General features: G+C 60.4%; 15 protein-coding genes and 1 tRNA gene. All 16 read left to right on the top strand.

Annotated features, from left to right (window positions below; all coding sequences use genetic code 11):
- The first annotated feature begins 40 nt into the window (after positions 1–40).
- The 16 genes from tuf (Thiosp_RS16950) (at position 41) to rplC (ending at position 19,819) form a co-directional block, all read left to right on the top strand.
- The gene (tuf, locus tag Thiosp_RS16950) at positions 41–1,231 is read left to right on the top strand and encodes an elongation factor Tu (RefSeq protein WP_201064603.1); all 1,191 of its coding nucleotides are present in this window, start codon (positions 41–43) and stop codon (positions 1,229–1,231) included.
- A gap of 111 nt (positions 1,232–1,342) precedes the next feature.
- Positions 1,343–1,418 (top strand) — tRNA-Trp (locus tag Thiosp_RS16945).
- 31 nt (positions 1,419–1,449) lie between these two features.
- Complete coding sequence (gene secE, locus Thiosp_RS16940; RefSeq protein ID WP_201064567.1) at positions 1,450–1,827, top strand: preprotein translocase subunit SecE; 378 nt, start codon at positions 1,450–1,452, stop codon at positions 1,825–1,827.
- Between the two features lie 4 nt (positions 1,828–1,831).
- Complete coding sequence (nusG, locus tag Thiosp_RS16935; RefSeq protein WP_201064570.1) at positions 1,832–2,365, top strand: transcription termination/antitermination protein NusG; 534 nt, start codon at positions 1,832–1,834, stop codon at positions 2,363–2,365.
- Between the two features lie 106 nt (positions 2,366–2,471).
- Positions 2,472–2,906 (top strand): 50S ribosomal protein L11, encoded by a 435-nt coding sequence (gene rplK, locus Thiosp_RS16930; RefSeq protein ID WP_201064573.1) that lies wholly within the window; start codon positions 2,472–2,474, stop codon positions 2,904–2,906.
- Complete coding sequence (gene rplA, locus Thiosp_RS16925) at positions 2,906–3,601, top strand: 50S ribosomal protein L1 (RefSeq protein ID WP_201064576.1); 696 nt, start codon at positions 2,906–2,908, stop codon at positions 3,599–3,601. The genes rplK and rplA overlap by 1 nt, the downstream gene beginning before the upstream one ends.
- A 296-nt stretch (positions 3,602–3,897) precedes the next feature.
- The gene (rplJ, locus tag Thiosp_RS16920; RefSeq protein ID WP_201064579.1) at positions 3,898–4,425 is read left to right on the top strand and encodes a 50S ribosomal protein L10; all 528 of its coding nucleotides are present in this window, start codon (positions 3,898–3,900) and stop codon (positions 4,423–4,425) included.
- A 150-nt stretch (positions 4,426–4,575) separates the two neighbouring features.
- Positions 4,576–4,953 carry a 50S ribosomal protein L7/L12 gene (gene rplL, locus Thiosp_RS16915; protein WP_201064773.1) on the top strand — a complete coding sequence of 126 codons (378 nt, stop codon included), beginning with the start codon at positions 4,576–4,578 and terminating at the stop codon, positions 4,951–4,953.
- Between the two features lie 245 nt (positions 4,954–5,198).
- The gene (rpoB, locus tag Thiosp_RS16910; protein WP_201064582.1) at positions 5,199–9,350 is read left to right on the top strand and encodes a DNA-directed RNA polymerase subunit beta; all 4,152 of its coding nucleotides are present in this window, start codon (positions 5,199–5,201) and stop codon (positions 9,348–9,350) included.
- A gap of 127 nt (positions 9,351–9,477) precedes the next feature.
- On the top strand, positions 9,478–13,695 hold the full coding sequence (gene rpoC / locus Thiosp_RS16905) for a DNA-directed RNA polymerase subunit beta' (protein WP_201064585.1): 4,218 nt from the start codon (positions 9,478–9,480) through the stop codon (positions 13,693–13,695).
- 630 nt (positions 13,696–14,325) lie between these two features.
- The gene (gene rpsL / locus Thiosp_RS16900; RefSeq protein ID WP_201064594.1) at positions 14,326–14,700 is read left to right on the top strand and encodes a 30S ribosomal protein S12; all 375 of its coding nucleotides are present in this window, start codon (positions 14,326–14,328) and stop codon (positions 14,698–14,700) included.
- Between the two features lie 105 nt (positions 14,701–14,805).
- Positions 14,806–15,276, top strand: coding sequence for a 30S ribosomal protein S7 (gene rpsG, locus Thiosp_RS16895; RefSeq protein ID WP_201064597.1), 471 nt, complete (start codon positions 14,806–14,808; stop codon positions 15,274–15,276).
- Between the two features lie 76 nt (positions 15,277–15,352).
- A complete protein-coding gene (fusA, locus tag Thiosp_RS16890) occupies positions 15,353–17,443 on the top strand; it encodes an elongation factor G (protein ID WP_201064600.1) in 2,091 nt (696 codons plus the stop codon).
- A gap of 111 nt (positions 17,444–17,554) precedes the next feature.
- On the top strand, positions 17,555–18,745 hold the full coding sequence (gene tuf / locus Thiosp_RS16885; protein WP_201064603.1) for an elongation factor Tu: 1,191 nt from the start codon (positions 17,555–17,557) through the stop codon (positions 18,743–18,745).
- Between the two features lie 7 nt (positions 18,746–18,752).
- Positions 18,753–19,064: a 30S ribosomal protein S10 gene (gene rpsJ / locus Thiosp_RS16880; protein WP_200281722.1), complete on the top strand. Its 312-nt coding sequence runs from the start codon at positions 18,753–18,755 to the stop codon at positions 19,062–19,064.
- 104 nt (positions 19,065–19,168) lie between these two features.
- Positions 19,169–19,819: a 50S ribosomal protein L3 gene (gene rplC, locus Thiosp_RS16875; RefSeq protein WP_201064608.1), complete on the top strand. Its 651-nt coding sequence runs from the start codon at positions 19,169–19,171 to the stop codon at positions 19,817–19,819.
- The last annotated feature ends 3 nt before the right edge of the window (positions 19,820–19,822 follow it).

Raw genomic sequence — 19,822 nt, 5'->3', positions numbered from 1 at the left:
TGCCAGAAAAGTCAATTTTAGTGCTTGCGGGGATTGAGCCATGTCCAAAGAAAAATTCGAACGCAAGAAGCCGCACGTCAACGTGGGGACCATTGGCCATGTAGACCATGGCAAGACCACCCTGACAGCGGCCATCACCGTCACCCAGGCGAAGAAATTCGGCGGTGAAGCGCGCGCCTACGACCAGATCGACAACGCCCCCGAGGAGCGCGAGCGCGGCATCACCATTGCCACCGCCCACGTCGAATACGAAAGCGACAACCGTCACTACGCCCACGTCGACTGCCCCGGCCATGCTGACTACGTCAAGAACATGATCACCGGCGCGGCGCAGATGGACGGCGCTATCCTGGTCGTATCCGCCGCCGACGGCCCCATGCCCCAGACCCGCGAGCACATCCTACTCTCGCGTCAGGTTGGCGTGCCCTATATTGTGGTGTACCTCAACAAAGCCGACATGGTCGACGACGCCGAACTGCTCGAACTCGTTGAAATGGAAGTGCGCGAACTGCTCGACAGCTACGACTTCCCCGGCGACGACACCCCCATCATCACCGGCTCCGCGCTCAAAGCGCTCGAAGGCGACGACAGCGAAATTGGCACCCAAAGCATCGCCAAACTCGTCGACGCCCTCGACAGCTACATCCCCGAGCCCGAGCGTGCCATCGACGGCGCCTTCCTGATGCCCATTGAAGACGTCTTCTCCATCTCCGGTCGCGGCACCGTCGTGACCGGACGTGTTGAGCGCGGCATCGTCAAAGTCGGCGAAGAAGTCGCCATCGTCGGCATCAAAGACACCGTCAAGACCATCTGCACCGGTGTTGAGATGTTCCGCAAACTGCTCGACCAAGGTCAGGCCGGCGACAACATCGGCGCCCTACTGCGCGGCACCAAGCGCGACGACGTCGAGCGTGGTCAAGTGTTGGCCAAGCCCGGCAGCATCACCCCGCACACCCACTTCGAGGCGGAAGTCTACGTGCTGAGCAAAGAAGAGGGCGGACGTCACACCCCCTTTTTCAACGGCTACCGTCCGCAGTTCTACTTCCGCACCACTGATGTGACCGGTGCCTGCGAACTGCCCGAAGGCATCGAAATGGTCATGCCTGGTGACAACGTCAAAATGGTCATCAAGCTGATCGCCCCCATCGCCATGGAAGACGGCCTGCGCTTTGCGGTGCGCGAAGGCGGCCGCACCGTCGGCGCTGGCGTGGTCGCGAAGATCATCGAGTAACGAGATCTTCGCTCGCGGCGGCGGGTAACGGCTGACGCCGAGCCCCGCTTGCCGTTAGTCGCGCCTTTGCTCTGGCCGTAACGGCTTAGTGGCAAAGGCGCTCATCGATTTAGGCCAGTAGCTCAATTGGCAGAGCAGCGGTCTCCAAAACCGCAGGTTGGGGGTTCGAGTCCCTCCTGGCCTGCCAAACAATCGCGCTAATAGGGCGCTTCTCTTACATGAATGCACGAGCCGAGACAGGCGCGTCCAAACTGGATACGCTGAAGCTCGCAGTGGCGGTCACTCTTTTGGTGGCCGGCATCTGGGGCTTCTATTTTTTCGCGACCTACTCCCTGTTGTTGCGGGTGATTGTCCTGCTTGCCATTGCGGCGGGAGCCTCGGCGATCGGGCTGACGTCGGGGCCTGGGCGCAAGCTATGGCGTTTCGCTTCGGATTCGCGCATGGAAGTGCGTCGGGTGGTGTGGCCCACACGGCAGGAAACCATACAGACCACCCTGGTCGTGATCGTCATGGTGCTGATTCTCGGCATTCTCCTGTGGCTGTTCGATACCCTGTTGATGTCGATTCTGCGTCTGCTCACCGGACACGGGGGCTGACGTCATGGCTATGCGCTGGTATGTGATCCATGCCTTTTCCGGCTTCGAGGCCCAGGTGCGCCGTTCATTGCTCGACCGCATCAAGCGCGAGGGCAAGGAAGAGTTTTTCGGGGAAATTCTGGTCCCTACCGAAGAAGTCGTCGAGATTCGAGGCGGACAACAGCGCAAGAGCGAGCGTAAGTTCTTCCCAGGCTATGTGCTGATCCAAATGGAAATGACCGACGAGACCTGGCATCTCGTCAAGGATGTTCCTCGGGTAATGGGCTTTATTGGCGGCCAGGGCGATCGTCCGGCGCCGATCCCGGATTCGCAGGCGGAGGCCATTCTGCAGCGGGTGCAGGAAGGCGTCGAAAAGCCACGGCCCAAGGTGCTGTACGAGCCCGGCGAAGTTGTTCGCGTTACCGACGGGCCTTTCACCGATTTCAACGGCGTGGTCGAGGAAGTGGACTACGAGAAGAGTCGAGTCAAGGTGTCGGTACTGATTTTTGGTCGCTCCACTCCGGTCGATCTCGAATTTGCGCAGATCGAAAAGGGATGAACCGAATTTAATGGCAGAACAGGCGCTCACGGCCGATGGCTTTGGGCGCGCTAACGGGGAGCCGGTCCTTGAGGCCGGCGCTTGCACCCATCAGGAGTAACAATCAATGGCAAAAAAGATATCCGCCTACATCAAGTTGCAGGTGAAGGCCGGAGAAGCGAATCCCAGCCCGCCGGTTGGTCCGGCACTGGGTCAGCACGGCGTGAACATCATGGAGTTCTGCAAGGCCTTCAACGCCAAGACGCAGGAGCTCGAGAAAGGACTGCCGACTCCGGTGGTCATTACCGTTTATACCGATCGCAGCTTTACCTTCGTCACCAAGACACCACCGGCCTCAATTTTGCTGAAAAAGGCCGCCGGTATCGACAAAGGCAGCCCGATACCCAATCTCAATAAGGTGGGTACCGTCAACCGGGCCCAGCTCGAGGAGATCGCCAACACCAAGATGCCCGACCTCAATGCCGCTGATCTTGATGCTGCTGTGCGCACCATTGCCGGCAGCGCCAGAGCCATGGGTCTGAATGTGGAGGGGGTCGAGTAATGGCTAAGTTGTCGAAACGCGCGAGTAAGATCGCGGAGAAGATAGAACACGGTCGCGTCTACGAGGCGGAAGAAGCCTTTTCGCTGCTCAAGGATATCTCGGCCGTCAAGTTCAGTGAGAATATTGATGTGTCGGTCAATCTCGGTGTTGACCCACGTAAATCTGACCAGGTTGTGCGCGGATCAGCGCAGTTGCCGCACGGTATTGGCAAGGTCGTGCGCGTGGCTGTTTTCACCCAGGGCGCCAACGCTGACGCGGCCACAGCCGCTGGCGCTGACCGCGTCGGGATGGATGACCTCGCCGAAGAGATGAAGGGCGGAAATCTTGACTACGACGTCGTCATCGCCTCTCCGGACGCGATGCGGGTGGTCGGCCAGCTCGGCAAGATACTGGGGCCACGGGGACTGATGCCGAACCCCAAGGTCGGCACTGTCACGCCCAATGTCGCCGAGGCCGTCGAGAACGCCAAAGCCGGGCAGGTGCGCTTCCGCACCGACAAGGGCGGGATTATTCACTGCCCGCTTGGCAAGATTGACTTCGAACCGGTCAAGCTGAAAGAAAACCTTGAGGCGCTGCTCACTAATCTGATGAAGATCAAGCCGAGCGCCGCCAAGGGCATCTATATGAAAAAGGTCACGGTGTCTTCGACCATGGGGCCGGGGCTGATCGTCGATCACAGCGCGCTCAGTTTCTGACCGAAACTTTGCCGCAGCACAAGACTTTGGGGCACCGGCTTGCCGAGCAGGCCGGCGGCTGTCAAAGACCGCAGGTGCTTGCGCCCGATTGAAGCCGTTTGAGGATCAGTCGGGTGGCAAGCTTAATGCTCGGGCCTGCGCAGACGGTGTGCTGGACTCCGTGAGGATGCCGGTGTAGGGATACTGGTAAAAGTGCACCAATAACCTGACAGCTGGAAGCGGGTAGGGACACCGGGTCCGGCTTGGTGATCGGGGAAGGCGGAAATGCCATACCTGATTTTTAGGAGGTAACGAACGTGGCGCTGACTTACGCCCAGAAAGAAACAGTCGTTGCCGAAGTTGCGGAAGTCGCGAAAACAGCCTATTCGGCGATTGGTGCTGAGTATCGAGGCCTCACGGTCGAGGAGATGACGGCGTTGCGCGTGGAAGCGCGTAAGGCAGGTGTCTATGTCCGGGTGGTCAAGAATACGCTCGCCAAGCGCGCGTTGGCTGATACCGACTTTTCCTGCATGGGCGACGGGTTGCGCGGGCCATTATTGCTCGCGTTCGGCCAGGAAGACCCTGGCTCCGTCGCGCGTGTCGCTGAGTCTTTCGCGAAAACGCACGACAAGTTCCAGGTCAAGCTGATTGCCATCTCCGGCAAGCTGCTCGAGCCTGCGCAACTGTCGGCCCTGGCGAAGATGCCGACCTACGACGAGGCGATCAGCCAGTTGATGGCGGTGATGAAGGCGCCAGTGCAGAAACTCGCGGCAACGATGAACGAGGTGCCCGGCAAGCTGGTCCGCACCTTGGCGGCGGTTCGCGACGCAAAAGAGGCGGCTTGACACGCGCAATCCTTCGACCGCTGCCTGTGATACCCGGTTGCTGGTCCCCTGGCCGCGCCGGCTGTCGCGGAGTTGCCCGGTCTAGGCGTGTCTGGCGGTCTTCGAGCCAAGCGGACTGATCGATTTCCCCAAATTTTCAGGAGAGCCCAGATGGCTTTATCGAACGAAGAAATCCTTGAAGCCATCGCCGAAAAGTCGGTGATGGATGTTGTCGATCTGATTGAGAAGATGGAAGAGAAATTCGGCGTCACCGCGGCGGCGGCTGTCGCTGCGGCTCCGGCGGCAGCCGGCGGCGACGCGGCTCCGGCCGAGGAGAAGACCGAATTCGACGTGGTGCTGACCTCCTTTGGCGCCAACAAGGTTGGTGTCATCAAGGCGGTGCGTGGCATCACCGGTCTTGGTCTGAAGGAAGCCAAGGAGGCAGTCGAAGGCGCGCCGACTACGCTGAAAGAGGGCGTTTCCAAGGCGGATGCCGAGGAAGCCAAGAAGCAGCTTGAAGAGGCCGGCGCTGCTGTCGAAATCAAGTAAGGTCGCGGCAATCGCATGCGAAAAGCGAGGCTGGTGGCATTTTGCCACCGGCCTTTCGCCGTTTGCCCGGGGTTGATCTACTCAAATCACCCCCATTGGCGCGGCAGGCCGGGCATTTCATGATAGTTATCGATTGAAGTCGCCCGCGCTAAAGCCAGCATCGCGCATTTCGCGCATCTGGCACAAGAGCGCAAACATAGATCACTCCGAGCCAATCGGCTGAGCGAAACCAGAGGGAAGGCAGCATGGCCTACATGTTCACTGAAAAGAAGCGCATCCGCAAAGATTTCGGCAAACGGCCGATTATTTTGGAGGTGCCCTTTCTGCTCGCGACCCAGATCGAGTCCTATCGCGACTTCTTGCAGATCGATCAGCGGCCCGACGAGCGCGGGGACGTTGGTTTGCATGCCGCCTTCCGATCGGTATTGCCGATCGAGAGTTATTCCGGCAATGCCGTTTTGGAATATGTACGCTATCGCCTCGGCGAGCCCGCCTTCGACGTGCGTGAGTGCCACCTGCGCGGTGCGACCTATGCCGCGCCCTTGCGGGTGCTGCTGCGCCTAGTCATCTACGATAAAGACGCTCCGGCCGGCACCAAGGTGGTGAAGGATATCAAGGAGCAGGAAGTCTACATGGGCGACCTGCCGCTGATGACCGAAACCGGCACCTTTATCATCAACGGCACCGAACGGGTCATCGTCTCCCAGTTGCACCGCTCGCCCGGGGTGTTTTTCGATCACGACAAGGGCAAGACCCACTCCTCGGGCAAGCTGTTGTTTTCCGCGCGCGTTATCCCGTATCGCGGCTCCTGGCTGGATTTCGAGTTCGACCCCAAAGACAACGTCTTCGTGCGCATCGACCGCCGCCGCAAATTGCCGGCGACAGTTCTGCTGCGCGCGCTCGGCTATTCGACCGAGGATATCCTCGGGCTGTTCTTCGAGACCGATCGCTTCCACCTCGGCGAGGAGATCGAGCTCGAGTTGGTGCCTGAGCGCCTGCGCGGCGAGACGGTCAACTTTGAGGTCAAGATCGGTGATCAACTGCTGGTCGAGCCGGGCCGCCGGGTCACCGCGAAACATATTCGCGAGCTGCAGAAGGCCGGCGTGGAGCGTTTGACGGTGCCGGAGGAGTTTCTGATTGGCCGCACCTTGGCGCATACCCAGGTCGATGCCGAGACCGGCGAGATCATTGCCGAGGCCAACAGTGAGATTACCCCGGAGTTGCTCGAGCAGCTGCGCGAGAAGGGCATCAACGAGCTCGAGACGCTGTTCGTGAATGATCTCGACCATGGTCCCTACATGTCCGAGACCCTGCGCATCGACACCACGACCAATGAGCTCGAAGCCCAGGTTGAAATCTACCGCATGATGCGTCCCGGCGAGCCGCCCACCAAGGACGCGGCGCAGAACCTGTTTCATAACCTGTTTTTCACCCCCGATCGCTACGATCTCTCGGCGGTCGGTCGCATGAAGTTCAACCGCCGGCTTGGCCGCGAGGCGACCACCGGCGCCGGAGTGCTGTTCGACGGACGTTACTTCAGCCAGCGCGGCGATGAGTTCGCAAAGCAGCTGGTTGCCGAGAATGGGGAGACATCGGATATCGTCGATGCCTTGCGCGTGCTGGTGGAGTTGCGCAACGGCCGCGGCACCGTCGACGACATCGACCATCTCGGCAATCGCCGCATTCGCTGCGTCGGCGAGATGGCGGAGAACCAGTTCCGCGTCGGCCTGGTGCGCGTGGAGCGCGCGGTCAAGGAGCGCCTGTCGCTGGCGGAATCCGAAGGCCTGATGCCGCAGGAGTTGATTAACGCCAAGCCGGTCTCGGCAGCCATCAAGGAGTTCTTCGGCTCGAGTCAGCTATCGCAGTTCATGGACCAGAACAATCCGCTCTCGGAGGTCACCCACAAGCGCCGCGTCTCGGCCTTGGGGCCGGGTGGTCTGGCGCGCGAGCGTGCGGGCTTCGAGGTGCGCGACGTGCATCCCACCCACTACGGGCGCGTCTGTCCGATCGAAACACCGGAAGGGCCGAACATCGGTCTGATCAATTCGCTCGCGGTCTATGCCCGTACCAATGCATACGGCTTTCTGGAGACGCCCTATCGCAAGGTCGAGAACGGCCGGGTCACCGACCAGATCGATCATCTCTCGGCGATTGAAGAAGGCCACTATGTCATTGCCCAGGCCAACGCGACCTTGGACGATGGTGGCCAGCTAACTGACGCCCTCGTGTCCTGCCGCCACATGAACGAGTTCACCATGAAGGCGCCGGAGGAAGTCCAGTACATGGACGTCTCCCCGCGCCAGATTGTCTCGGTGGCGGCCTCGCTGATTCCCTTCCTTGAGCACGATGATGCCAACCGCGCACTCATGGGCTCGAACATGCAACGCCAGGCGGTCCCGACCCTGCGCGCCGAGAAGCCGCTGGTCGGCACCGGCATGGAGCGGGTGGTTGCCAAGGATTCCGGCGTGGTCGTGTGGGCGCGTCGTGGTGGTGTGATTGAGTCGGTCGATGCCGCGCGCATCGTCGTGCGTGTCAATGACGATGAGACTGAAGCCGGCGAGCCGGGTGTCGACATCTATAATCTGACCAAGTACACCCGTTCCAACCAGAACACCTGCATTAACCAGCGCCCGCTGGCGCGCCCGGGCAATCAAGTCGTGCGCGGCGATGTGCTGGCCGACGGCCCCTCGACGGACATGGGCGAACTGGCCCTGGGGCAGAATCTGCGCGTCGCCTTCATGCCCTGGAACGGCTACAACTTCGAGGACTCCATCCTGATCTCCGAGCGGGTGGTGCAGGAAGACCGCTTCACCAGCATCCATATCGAGGAGCTGACCTGCCTGGCGCGCGACACCAAGCTGGGGCCTGAGGAAATCAGCGGCGACATCCCCAATGTGGGCGAGTCGGCGCTGGCCAAGCTCGATGAGTCTGGCATCATTTACATTGGTGCCGAGGTGCGCGATGGCGACATCCTGGTCGGCAAGGTCACGCCCAAGGGCGAGACCCAGCTCACGCCGGAGGAAAAACTGCTGCGTGCCATCTTCGGCGAGAAAGCCTCGGACGTGAAGGATACCTCCCTACGTTTGCCCTCCGGCATGTCCGGCACCGTGGTGGACGTGCAGGTGTTCACGCGCGATGGCGTCGAGAAGGATAAGCGCGCGCTGCAGATTGAGGAAATGGAGCTCGAGCGGGTGCGCAAGGACCTCGACGATCAGCTGCGCATCATGGAAAAGGACACCTTCAATCGTATCGAGAAGATGCTGATCGGCAAGGTGGCCGATGGCGGTCCGGGTGGGCTCAAGGCCGGCGCCAAGATCACCAAGACCTACCTGGTGGAAATCACCGAGGGACACAAGCGCGACAAATGGCTGGAGATTCGCCTGCGCAGTGAGGAAGCCGCCAGTCAGCTTGAGGCCGTCGCCAAGCAGATCAAAGAGCAGCGCGAGGCGTTCCGCGAGCGTTTCGAGGTCAAGAAGCAGAAGATCACCCAGGGCGACGATCTCGCCCCTGGCGTACTCAAGATGGTCAAGACCTATGTCGCGGTCAAACGGCGCGTTCAGCCAGGCGACAAAATGGCTGGGCGCCACGGTAACAAGGGCGTCATCTCGCGCGTGGTGCCGGTGGAGGATATGCCCTTCAGTGCCGACGGCGAACCGGTGGATATCGTGCTCAATCCGCTCGGCGTGCCCTCGCGCATGAATGTCGGGCAGGTACTCGAGACCCATCTTGGATGGGCGGCCAAGGGGCTGGGGCATCGCATTGATGCCATGCTGCAGGCGAAGGCCGACATCGCGAAGTTGCGCGAATTCCTCGATCAGATCTACAACAGCAGCGGTCGCCAGGAGACGCTGGATGAGCTAACGGATGAGGAGATTCTTGAGCTCTCCGGTCACTTGCGTGCCGGCGTGCCCTTGGCAACACCGGTGTTCGACGGCGCTAACGAGGACGAGATCCGCGCCATGCTCCGCCTGGCCGAGTTGTCGGAGACAGGCCAAACCCAACTGTTCGACGGGCGCACCGGCGACGCCTTCGACCGTCACGTGACCGTCGGCTATATGTACATGCTCAAGCTGAACCATCTGGTCGACGACAAGATGCACGCGCGATCGACTGGCCCCTACAGTCTGGTTACCCAGCAGCCGCTCGGCGGTAAGGCGCAGTTCGGCGGACAACGCTTCGGCGAGATGGAGGTGTGGGCATTGGAGGCCTATGGCGCCGCCTACACGCTGCAGGAAATGTTGACAGTCAAGTCCGACGACGTAAATGGCCGGACCAAGATGTACAAAAACATCGTTGACGGCGACCACCGTATGGAGGCCGGTATGCCGGAATCCTTTAACGTCTTGGTCAAGGAAATACGTTCGCTCGGTATCAATATTGAGCTCGAGCAGGACTAGCTCCGCGGGACTGGGCCCTGGAGGCCTATGGTGCACCATTTGGGCTCTCGCGGGCCCGCGCTTCGGGCATGCTGGGTCATGACAGCCCCCGATAGCCACCGGATTTACGCATTCAGGAGGTAAGGTCTTGAAAGATCTACTGAGAATCATCAAGCAGCAGGGGCAGGCACTGGAGTTCGACGCGATCAAGATCGGTCTGGCGTCGCCCGACATGATCCGCTCCTGGTCCTACGGCGAGGTCAAGAAGCCCGAGACCATCAACTACCGGACCTTCAAACCCGAGCGCGAGGGGCTGTTCTGCGCCAAGATCTTCGGGCCGGTCAGCGACTATGAGTGCCTGTGCGGTAAGTATAAGCGCCTGAAACACCGCGGCGTGGTGTGCGAGAAGTGTGGCGTCGAGGTCACGCTCGCCAAGGTTCGGCGCGAGCGCATGGGGCACATCGACCTGGCCAGCCCGACGGCGCACATCTGGTTCCTCAAGTCCTTGCCCTCGCGCATTGGCCTGCTGCTCGATATGACCCTGCGCGACATCGAGCGGGTGCTCTACTTCGAGTCCTTCGTGGTCATCGACCCGGGCATGACCGAGCTCACGCGCCACCAACTGCTGACCGATGAGCAGTATCTGGAAGCACTCGAGGCCAACGGTGACGAGTTTGACGCGCGCATGGGTGCCGAGGCCGTCTACGAACTGCTGCGCACCATCGACCTCGATGCCGAGGTGCAGCTCATGCGCGAGGAGATGGACTCGACCAACTCCGAGACCAAAATCAAGAAGCTGACCAAGCGCCTGAAGCTGATCGAATCGCTCAAGGCCTCCGGCAATCGTCCCGAGTGGATGATTCTGACCGTGCTGCCGGTGTTGCCGCCGGAGCTGCGCCCGCTGGTGCCGCTTGATGGCGGACGCTTTGCGACTTCTGATCTGAACGATCTCTATCGCCGCGTCATCAACCGCAACAACCGCTTGAAGCGCCTGCTCGATCTGATCGCGCCGGACATCATCGTGCGCAACGAAAAGCGCATGCTGCAGGAGTCAGTCGACGCGCTGCTTGATAACGGCCGGCGCGGGCGAGCCATCACTGGCACCAACAAGCGCCCGCTCAAGTCATTGGCGGACATGATCAAGGGCAAACAGGGACGTTTTCGTCAGAACCTGCTTGGCAAGCGCGTCGACTATTCCGGCCGCTCGGTTATCGTGGTTGGTCCGACGCTTAAGCTGCATCAGTGCGGTCTGCCCAAGCTGATGGCGCTGGAGCTGTTCAAGCCCTTTATCTTCAGTAAGCTGCAGCTGCGCGGTCTGGCCGCGACCATCAAGGCCGCCAAAAAAATGGTCGAGCGCGGCACGCCGGAGGTGTGGGACATCCTCGAAGAGGTCATCCGCCAGCATCCGGTCATGCTCAACCGCGCGCCGACCCTTCACCGCTTGGGCATCCAGGCGTTCGAGCCGGTGCTGATCGAGGGCAAGGCGATTCAGCTCCATCCGCTGGTCTGTACCGCGTTTAATGCCGACTTCGACGGCGACCAGATGGCCGTGCATGTGCCGCTCTCGCTTGAGGCGCAGCTTGAGGCACGGGCGCTGATGATGGCGTCGAACAACATTCTCTCGCCGGCCAATGGCGAGCCCATCATCGTGCCCTCACAGGACGTGGTGCTCGGGCTCTATTACATGACCCGCGAGGGCATCAATGCTCAGGGTGAGGGGCTGTGCCTGTCCGGGCTGGTCGAGGCAAGACGCGCCTATGAGACCGGAATGGCAGACCTGCATGCGCGGGTGAAGGTACGCATTCGCGAGGTCCACCGCGAGGTCGACGGCAGCTCGAAAGAAATCATCAGTGTGCAGGAAACCACCGTCGGCCGCGCGCTGGTGTGGGAGATCGTGCCTGAGGGGCTGCCCTTCGAGTTGGTTAACCAGAATCTCGGCAAGAAGCAAATCTCGCGCCTGATCAACCGTTGCTATCGCGTGCTAGGGCTTAAGGACACTGTCGTCTTCGCTGACCAGATCATGTACCTCGGCTTCCGCATGGCCACCCGCGCCGGTGTGTCCATCGGCCTTGAGGACATGGAGGTGCCGGATGAAAAGCCGGAAATCCTCGCGGCCGCCGAGACACAGGTGAAGGAGATCGAGGATCAATACGCCTCGGGTCTGGTCACCAACGGCGAGCGCTATAACAAGGTGGTCGACATCTGGTCGCATACCAACGAGCAGGTCGCCAAGTCCATGATGCGCAAGCTCGGTAAGGACAAGGTCAAGGATGCCGAGGGCAACGAGACCGAGCAGGATTCTTTTAATTCCATTTACATGATGGCCGACTCCGGAGCGCGTGGCTCGGCGGCACAGATCCGCCAGCTTGCCGGCATGCGCGGGCTGATGGCCAAGCCGGACGGCTCCATCATCGAAACGCCCATCACCGCGAACTTCCGCGAAGGGCTGAACGTCATTCAGTACTTCATCTCCACCCATGGCGCGCGCAAGGGTCTCGCCGATACTGCGCTCAAGACTGCTAACTCCGGCTATCTGACCCGGCGTCTGGTCGATGTCGCCCAGGATATGGTGGTGCTCGAAGATGACTGCGGCACCGAGAAGGGCCTTAGCATGACGCCCATCATTGAGGGCGGTGATGTGGTCGAGCCGCTGCGCGAGCGCATTCTCGGGCGTGTGACCGCGGCCGATGTACTCATGCCCGGCAGCGACGATGTGCTGTGCGAGTCTGGCACTCTGCTTGACGAAGGCTGGGTTGAACGGCTTGAGATCGAAGGCGTCGATCAGGTGCAGGTGCGCTCGCCCATCACCTGCGAGGCGCGCATTGGTGTCTGCGCTCAGTGCTATGGTCGCGATCTGGCCCGCGGTCACCGCGTCAATCGGGGTGAGGCGGTGGGCGTTATCGCTGCCCAGTCGATCGGCGAGCCTGGCACCCAGCTGACCATGCGTACCTTCCACATTGGTGGTGCCGCATCGCGCGCGGCAGCCGTCAGTGCGGTGCAGGTCAAGTCATCCGGTTCGGTGCGCCTGCATAACATCAAGACAGTCGAGCATCACAGCGGCAACCTGGTGGCCGTGTCGCGTTCTGGCGAGCTGACAGTGCTCGATGCCAAAGGGCTTGAGAAGGAACGCTACAAGATTCCCTATGGCGCGACCGTGCGCGTCAATGATGGCGATGCGGTTGAGGGCGGTCAGACGGTGGCGACATGGGACCCCCATACCCACCCGGTGGTCACCGAGGTGGCCGGGCGTTTGAGATTCGAAGACTTCAACGACGACACCGTGCAGTCGCAGGTCGACGAGCAGACCGGGCTGACCTCAATGGTTGTTATCGACCCCAAGCAGCGCCCGACCGCCGGCAAGGATCTGCGGCCCATGGTCATGCTGCTCGGCGAGAACGGCGAGGAGCTGAAGATTGCTGGCACCGATCTGCCCGCGCGTTACTATCTGCCTTCCGGAGCCATCGTTAACGTAACCGACGGCGCGGATGTCGCGGTTGGCGACATTCTTGCGCGTATTCCGCAGGAGTCCTCCAAGACCCGCGACATCACAGGCGGTCTGCCGCGGGTGGCGGATCTGTTCGAGGCGCGCAAGCCCAAGGATCAGGCGCTCATGGCCCAGGCGACGGGTACCGTCAGCTTCGGCAAGGACACTAAGGGCAAACAGCGCCTGGTCATCACCACAGACGATGGCGAGACGGTTGAGGAGCTCATTCCCAAATGGCGCCATGTCAATGTGTTCGAGGGCGAGCGCGTCGAGAAGGGCGAGGTTATCTCCGAAGGTGAGCTGAACTCACACGACATCCTGCGCCTGAAAGGCGTGACCGCGCTGGCGGAATATCTGGTTAAGGAAATCCAGGACGTCTACCGCCTGCAGGGCGTGCGCATTAACGACAAGCACATCGAGGTGATCGTGCGTCAGATGCTGCGCAAGGTGAATATTCTCAATGCCGGTGATACCCGCCTGCTGCGCGGCGAGCAGGTCGACTATTCCACCGTGGCGGCGGAGAATGCCCGGGTCGAGGAAGAGGGCAAGCATCCGGCGCTGTGGGAGCCTCTGTTGCTCGGCATCACCAAGGCATCGCTTGCGACTGAGTCCTTCATCTCGGCTGCTTCCTTCCAGGAGACCACCCGCGTGCTGACCGAGGCCGCCGTGCGCGGCTCAAACGACAGCCTGACGGGCTTGAAGGAAAACGTCATCGTCGGTCGCCTGATTCCGGCCGGTACCGGGCTTGCCTATCACACCGAGCGGCGGCGCAAGCGTGCCATCGACATGTCTGGTTTGAGTGAGGAGGAACGCGCTGAGGGCGTGAACGACGAGCTCGAACAACGGCTGAAGGAAGAACTGAATGCCTCGGCTGGGGAGTAGGCGGAACTCAGCACGGGCGGGTCATGTCATCGCACGGTAATCTGGGTCTTGACAGCCTGAAAGTCTGATCTTATACTTCCGCGTCTTAGTTGGCCGGCATTTATGCCGGCTTGCTTATTTCCCGAACCCGTCGGCACCTAATCCAGAAGGCGCGGACGGCTGGCCTTAAATGTCGAATTTCCGTTTCCCGCGCGCTGGGCCAACAGCGGGCAAGGGTCTCGGCAAAGCGACACCAACCGGCTAGCCTATCTTAGCGACTGGATCTTCGTGATCCGCGGCAGGGAGTGCATCAGACTAAGCGTCAAATGGTCGCTTCCATTAATATGGGTTTGATCCTAAATGGATTCAATCCTATAGTTTTGGGCGCTGTTATGAGCAAGAGTCCGATGCATCCAATACCTGCTCGCGATCTCTAAGGCGCTCGACACCGCGTCGGATCTTCAAGCAGTCAAAGGCCCCTCTGTCGGTACCTTCAGTGCGTGCTGGCGGCGAGCCGCTTTTGTCGCAGCGAACTGAATTGCACGGTGTCTTTGGAACAACAGTGTCTTGGCAACAATTGCCTCGACGCCCTGAGCTAGAGCATCGGAACTGGGGCATCGGAATCGATGCGCTTATCGGAGAAGATTTTGCATGGCTACCGTCAATCAATTGGTGCGTAATCCGCGCAAGCGCAAGGTTGCAAAGAGCAATGTTCCGGCGCTTGAGGCCTGCCCGCAAAAGCGTGGCGTCTGCACGCGTGTTTATACCACGACGCCGAAGAAGCCCAACTCCGCGCTGCGTAAAGTCGCGCGCGTTCGCCTGACCAATGGCTTTGAGGTGGCTTCCTACATCGGCGGCGAGGGGCATAACCTGCAGGAGCACTCGGTGGTGTTGATTCGCGGCGGCCGCGTCAAGGACTTGCCCGGCGTGCGTTACCATACCGTGCGCGGCACCCTAGATACCTCGGGTGTCGAGAAGCGCCGCCAGGGTCGTTCCAAGTACGGCGCCAAACGGCCGAAGAGTTAAGCCAAAGCGTGAAGTCATAATCGAGCGCTTAGTTGTAATCGAGAGTAAAGAGCCCGCGGCCTACCAGATCGGCGCCCGCGCCCTTGAATCCGGAGTCATTTTCTCATGCCTAGAAGACGCATTGTTGCTCGCCGCCAGATCCTGCCGGACCCCAAGCACGGTAGCGAGTTGCTTGCCAAGTTCATCAACATGGTGATGGAAGACGGCAAAAAGTCGGTTGCCGAGCGCATTCTTTACGGCGCGCTCGATCAGGTTGCCTCAAAAAAGGGTGGGGAGCCGCTCGAACTGCTGGATCTGGCGATGGAAAATGTGCGCCCGGTCGTCGAGGTTAAATCGCGCCGCGTCGGTGGTGCGACCTATCAAGTTCCGATCGAAGTTCGCCCGTCGCGGCGCAATACGCTGGCGATGCGCTGGTTGATTGATGCCTCGCGCAAACGCTCGGAAAAGTCGATGGCGCTGCGGCTTGCCGGAGAGTTGATGGACGCAGCCGAGGCGCGTGGCACCGCGGTGAAGAAGAAAGAAGATACCCATCGGATGGCGGAAGCCAACAAGGCCTTCTCCCATTACCGCTGGTAATCATTCGCTAGTCATCCTTTTCGCTGGTCATCGTTAAAGACTCGCTCTCAAAGAGACCCATAGGACGGATACAGTCGTGGCACGTAGCACCCCATTAGATCGGTATCGGAATCTCGGCATCATGGCCCACATTGATGCCGGCAAGACCACTACGACCGAGCGCATCCTGTTCTATACCGGTCTCTCGCACAAGATCGGTGAGGTGCATGATGGTGCCGCCACCATGGACTGGATGGAGCAGGAGCAGGAACGCGGTATCACCATTACCTCTGCGGCGACCACCTGTTTCTGGCAAGGCATGGACAAGCAGTACCCGGAGCACCGTATCAACATTATCGATACGCCGGGACACGTCGACTTTACCATTGAGGTGGAGCGCTCCTTGCGCGTGCTCGACGGTGCTTGCGCTGTATTCTGTGCTGTCGGCGGTGTGGAGCCTCAGTCGGAAACCGTCTGGCGCCAGGCCGACAAGTACGGCGTTCCGCGTCTGGCCTTTGTCAACAAAATGGACCGCATGGGAGCCAACTTCCTGCGCGTAGTCGGCCAGCTTAAGGATCGTCTCAAAGCGAATGCCGTGCCGGTCCAGTTGCCAATCGGCGCCGAGGAAAACTTCACCGGCGTTGTCGACTTGCTGCGCATGAAGGCCATCCTGTGGGATGACAGCAATAAAGGGATGACCTACACCCTGGAAGACATTCCCGCCGAGATGGCTGATGAGTGTGCTGAGTGGCGCGAGCATATGGTGGAGGCCGCGGCCGAGGCCAACGACGAGATGATGGAAAAATATCTCGAAAACGGCGAGCTTTCCATCGATGAGATTAAAGCCGGGTTGCGCGCTCGCACCATCAGCAACGAGGTGGTGCCGGTGCTGTGCGGCTCGGCGTTCAAGAACAAAGGCGTTCAGGCCATGCTGGACGCGGTGATCGACTATATGCCCGCCCCGGGCGACGTCGCCGCGATTCAAGGCGTGCTGGACAATGAGGAAACCGAAACCCGTGCTTCCCGTGACGAGGCGCCCTTTTCGGCCTTGGCATTCAAGATCGCGACCGATCCCTATGTTGGCACTCTGACGTTTTTCCGTGTCTACTCCGGCGTGCTGAGTTCCGGTGATACGGTATTCAATCCAGTCAAGAGCAAGAAGGAGCGAGTGGGTCGCATCCTGCAGATGCACTCCAATGACCGTAAAGAGATCAAGGAAGTGCGCGCGGGCGACATCGCTGCTGCGGTGGGCCTGAAGGATGTCACCACAGGCGATACCCTGTGCGCGATCGACAAGCCAATCACCCTGGAGCGCATGGAATTCCCCGAGCCGGTCATCTCGGTCGCGGTGGAGCCAAAGAGCAAGGCCGATCAGGAAAAGATGGGCGTCGCGCTGTCCAAGCTGGCGCAGGAAGACCCCTCCTTCCGCGTGCGCTCGGACGAGGAATCTGGCCAAACCATTATCTCCGGCATGGGCGAGTTGCATCTCGAGATCATCGTCGATCGCATGAAACGCGAGTTCAACGTCGAGGCCAATGTTGGAGCGCCTCAGGTTAGCTACCGCGAAACCATTCGCAAGTCGGTCGAGCAGGAGACCAAGTTCGCACGTCAATCAGGCGGTCGTGGTCAGTACGGTCATGTCTATCTGCGCATTGAGCCGCAGGAAGCCGGCACGGGATACGAGTTTGTCAACGCGATCGTCGGTGGCGCGGTGCCCAAGGAGTACATCCCGGCGGTCGATAAAGGGGTGAAGGAGGCGATGACCAACGGCATCCTCGCCGGCTTCCCGATGGTAGATATCAAGGTCACCCTTTACGACGGCTCATACCACGAAGTCGACTCGAGCGAAATGGCGTTCAAGATCGCCGGCTCCATGGGGCTGAAGGAAGGCGCAGCCAAAGCCAAGCCGGTATTGCTTGAGCCGATCATGAAGGTCGAGATCGTCACACCCGAGGAAAACATGGGTGACGTGATGGGTGACATGAACTCCCGTCGCGGCATGATCCAGGGCATGGAAGATGCGCCTTCCGGCAAGATCATTCGTGCCGAGGTGCCGCTGGCGTCGATGTTCGGCTATGCCACCGACCTGCGCTCGGCGACGCAGGGACGGGCGACCTATAGCATGGAATTTAGCAAATACGCCGAGGTGCCTTCCAGTATTGCCGAGGCGGTAGCGAAGAAACAGTAGACGAAACAGTCGAAGAAACAGTGAGGACTCGCTCCCCTTAGGGCCACTGTCAGTCAGTATCGTTAGCGCCGGTTCGCTTCATCTATTCAGAGATTTTCAAGGTAGATCGCCATGTCCAAAGAAAAATTCGAACGCAAGAAGCCGCACGTCAACGTGGGGACCATTGGCCATGTAGACCATGGCAAGACCACCCTGACAGCGGCCATTACCGTCACCCAGGCGAAGAAATTCGGCGGTGAAGCGCGCGCCTACGACCAGATCGACAACGCCCCCGAGGAGCGCGAGCGCGGCATCACCATTGCCACCGCCCACGTCGAATACGAAAGCGACAACCGTCACTACGCCCACGTCGACTGCCCCGGCCATGCTGACTACGTCAAGAACATGATCACCGGCGCGGCGCAGATGGACGGCGCTATCCTGGTCGTATCCGCCGCCGACGGCCCCATGCCCCAGACCCGCGAGCACATCCTACTCTCGCGTCAGGTTGGCGTGCCCTATATTGTGGTGTACCTCAACAAAGCCGACATGGTCGACGACGCCGAACTGCTCGAACTCGTTGAAATGGAAGTGCGCGAACTGCTCGACAGCTACGACTTCCCCGGCGACGACACCCCCATCATCACCGGCTCCGCGCTCAAAGCGCTCGAAGGCGACGACAGCGAAATTGGCACCCAAAGCATCGCCAAACTCGTCGACGCCCTCGACAGCTACATCCCCGAGCCCGAGCGTGCCATCGACGGCGCCTTCCTGATGCCCATTGAAGACGTCTTCTCCATCTCCGGTCGCGGCACCGTCGTGACCGGACGTGTTGAGCGCGGCATCGTCAAAGTCGGCGAAGAAGTCGCCATCGTCGGCATCAAAGACACCGTCAAGACCATCTGCACCGGTGTTGAGATGTTCCGCAAACTGCTCGACCAAGGTCAGGCCGGCGACAACATCGGCGCCCTACTGCGCGGCACCAAGCGCGACGACGTCGAGCGTGGTCAAGTGTTGGCCAAGCCCGGCAGCATCACCCCGCACACCCACTTCGAGGCGGAAGTCTACGTGCTGAGCAAAGAAGAGGGCGGACGTCACACCCCCTTCTTCAACGGCTACCGCCCGCAGTTCTACTTCCGCACCACTGATGTGACCGGTGCCTGCGAACTGCCCGAAGGCATCGAAATGGTCATGCCCGGTGACAACGTCAAAATGGTCATCAAGCTGATCGCCCCCATCGCCATGGAAGACGGCCTGCGCTTCGCGGTGCGCGAAGGCGGCCGCACCGTCGGCGCTGGCGTGGTCGCGAAGATCATCGAGTAATAGAAATATGGCAAACCAACGCATTCGCATCCGCCTGAAGGCCTTCGATCACCGTCTGATCGACCAGTCAGCGCGCGAGATTGTCGAGACCGCAAAGCGCACGGGAGCGCAGGTGCGCGGCCCGGTGCCGCTACCGTCGAAGCACGAGCGCTACACCGTGCTGATTTCACCGCACGTCAACAAGGACGCGCGCGATCAGTACGAACTGCGCACGCACAAGCGCCTGATGGATATCGTCGATCCGACCGACAAGACGGTCGATGCGCTGATGAAGCTCGATTTGGCGGCTGGTGTCGACGTTCAGATTCGCCTCAGTTAGGCGAGCTAACTTAGGCGACCTAACTTAGACAAACAGATTCGCTAGGCGAGCAGATTCGCTAAAGGCACATGCGAGCGACGGGTTGAGGAACTGAGGAAAATTCGATGGCAATTGGATTGATTGGCCGCAAGGCGGGCATGACGCGTATCTTCACCGAAGACGGTCAGTCATTGCCAGTGACCGTGATCGAGGTGGATAGCAACCAGATCACGCAGGTCAAGCGGCAGGAGACCGACGGCTACAACGCTATCCAGGTTGGCGCTGGCGCGCGCAAGGCATCGCGGGTGACCAAGCCGATGGGCGGACATTTCGCCAAGGCGGGTGTCGAGGCGGCTGCAGCGCTGCGCGAGTTTCGTTTGGACGAAGAACCAGGCGAGGACTTGGCTGCTGGCACCGAGATTAGCATCGACCGCTTCGAGGTCGGGCAGAAAGTCGACGTGCGTGGTGTTTCCAAGGGGCGGGGCTTTGCCGGCGCGATCCGGCGCCACCATTTTCGCAGTCAGGACGCGACCCATGGCAATTCGCTGTCGCATCGCGCGCCTGGCTCCATCGGACAGTGTCAGACGCCGGGCCGGGTATTTAAGGGCAAGCGCATGGCCGGTCAGATGGGTAACGTCAATCGCTGTCAGCAGAACCTCGAAGTGGTGCGCGTCGATACCGACCGTCGCCTGCTGCTGATCAAAGGCAGTGTCCCCGGACCTGCCGGTGGTCGCCTGGTGGTTCTGCCCTCGGTGAAACATAAGAACAAAGGCTGATTT

This window comes from Thiorhodovibrio litoralis, from assembly GCF_033954455.1.
GTDB classification, from domain to species: Bacteria; Pseudomonadota; Gammaproteobacteria; order Chromatiales; family Chromatiaceae; genus Thiorhodovibrio; species Thiorhodovibrio litoralis.
This window is presented reverse-complemented; position numbering and strand designations above follow the sequence as displayed.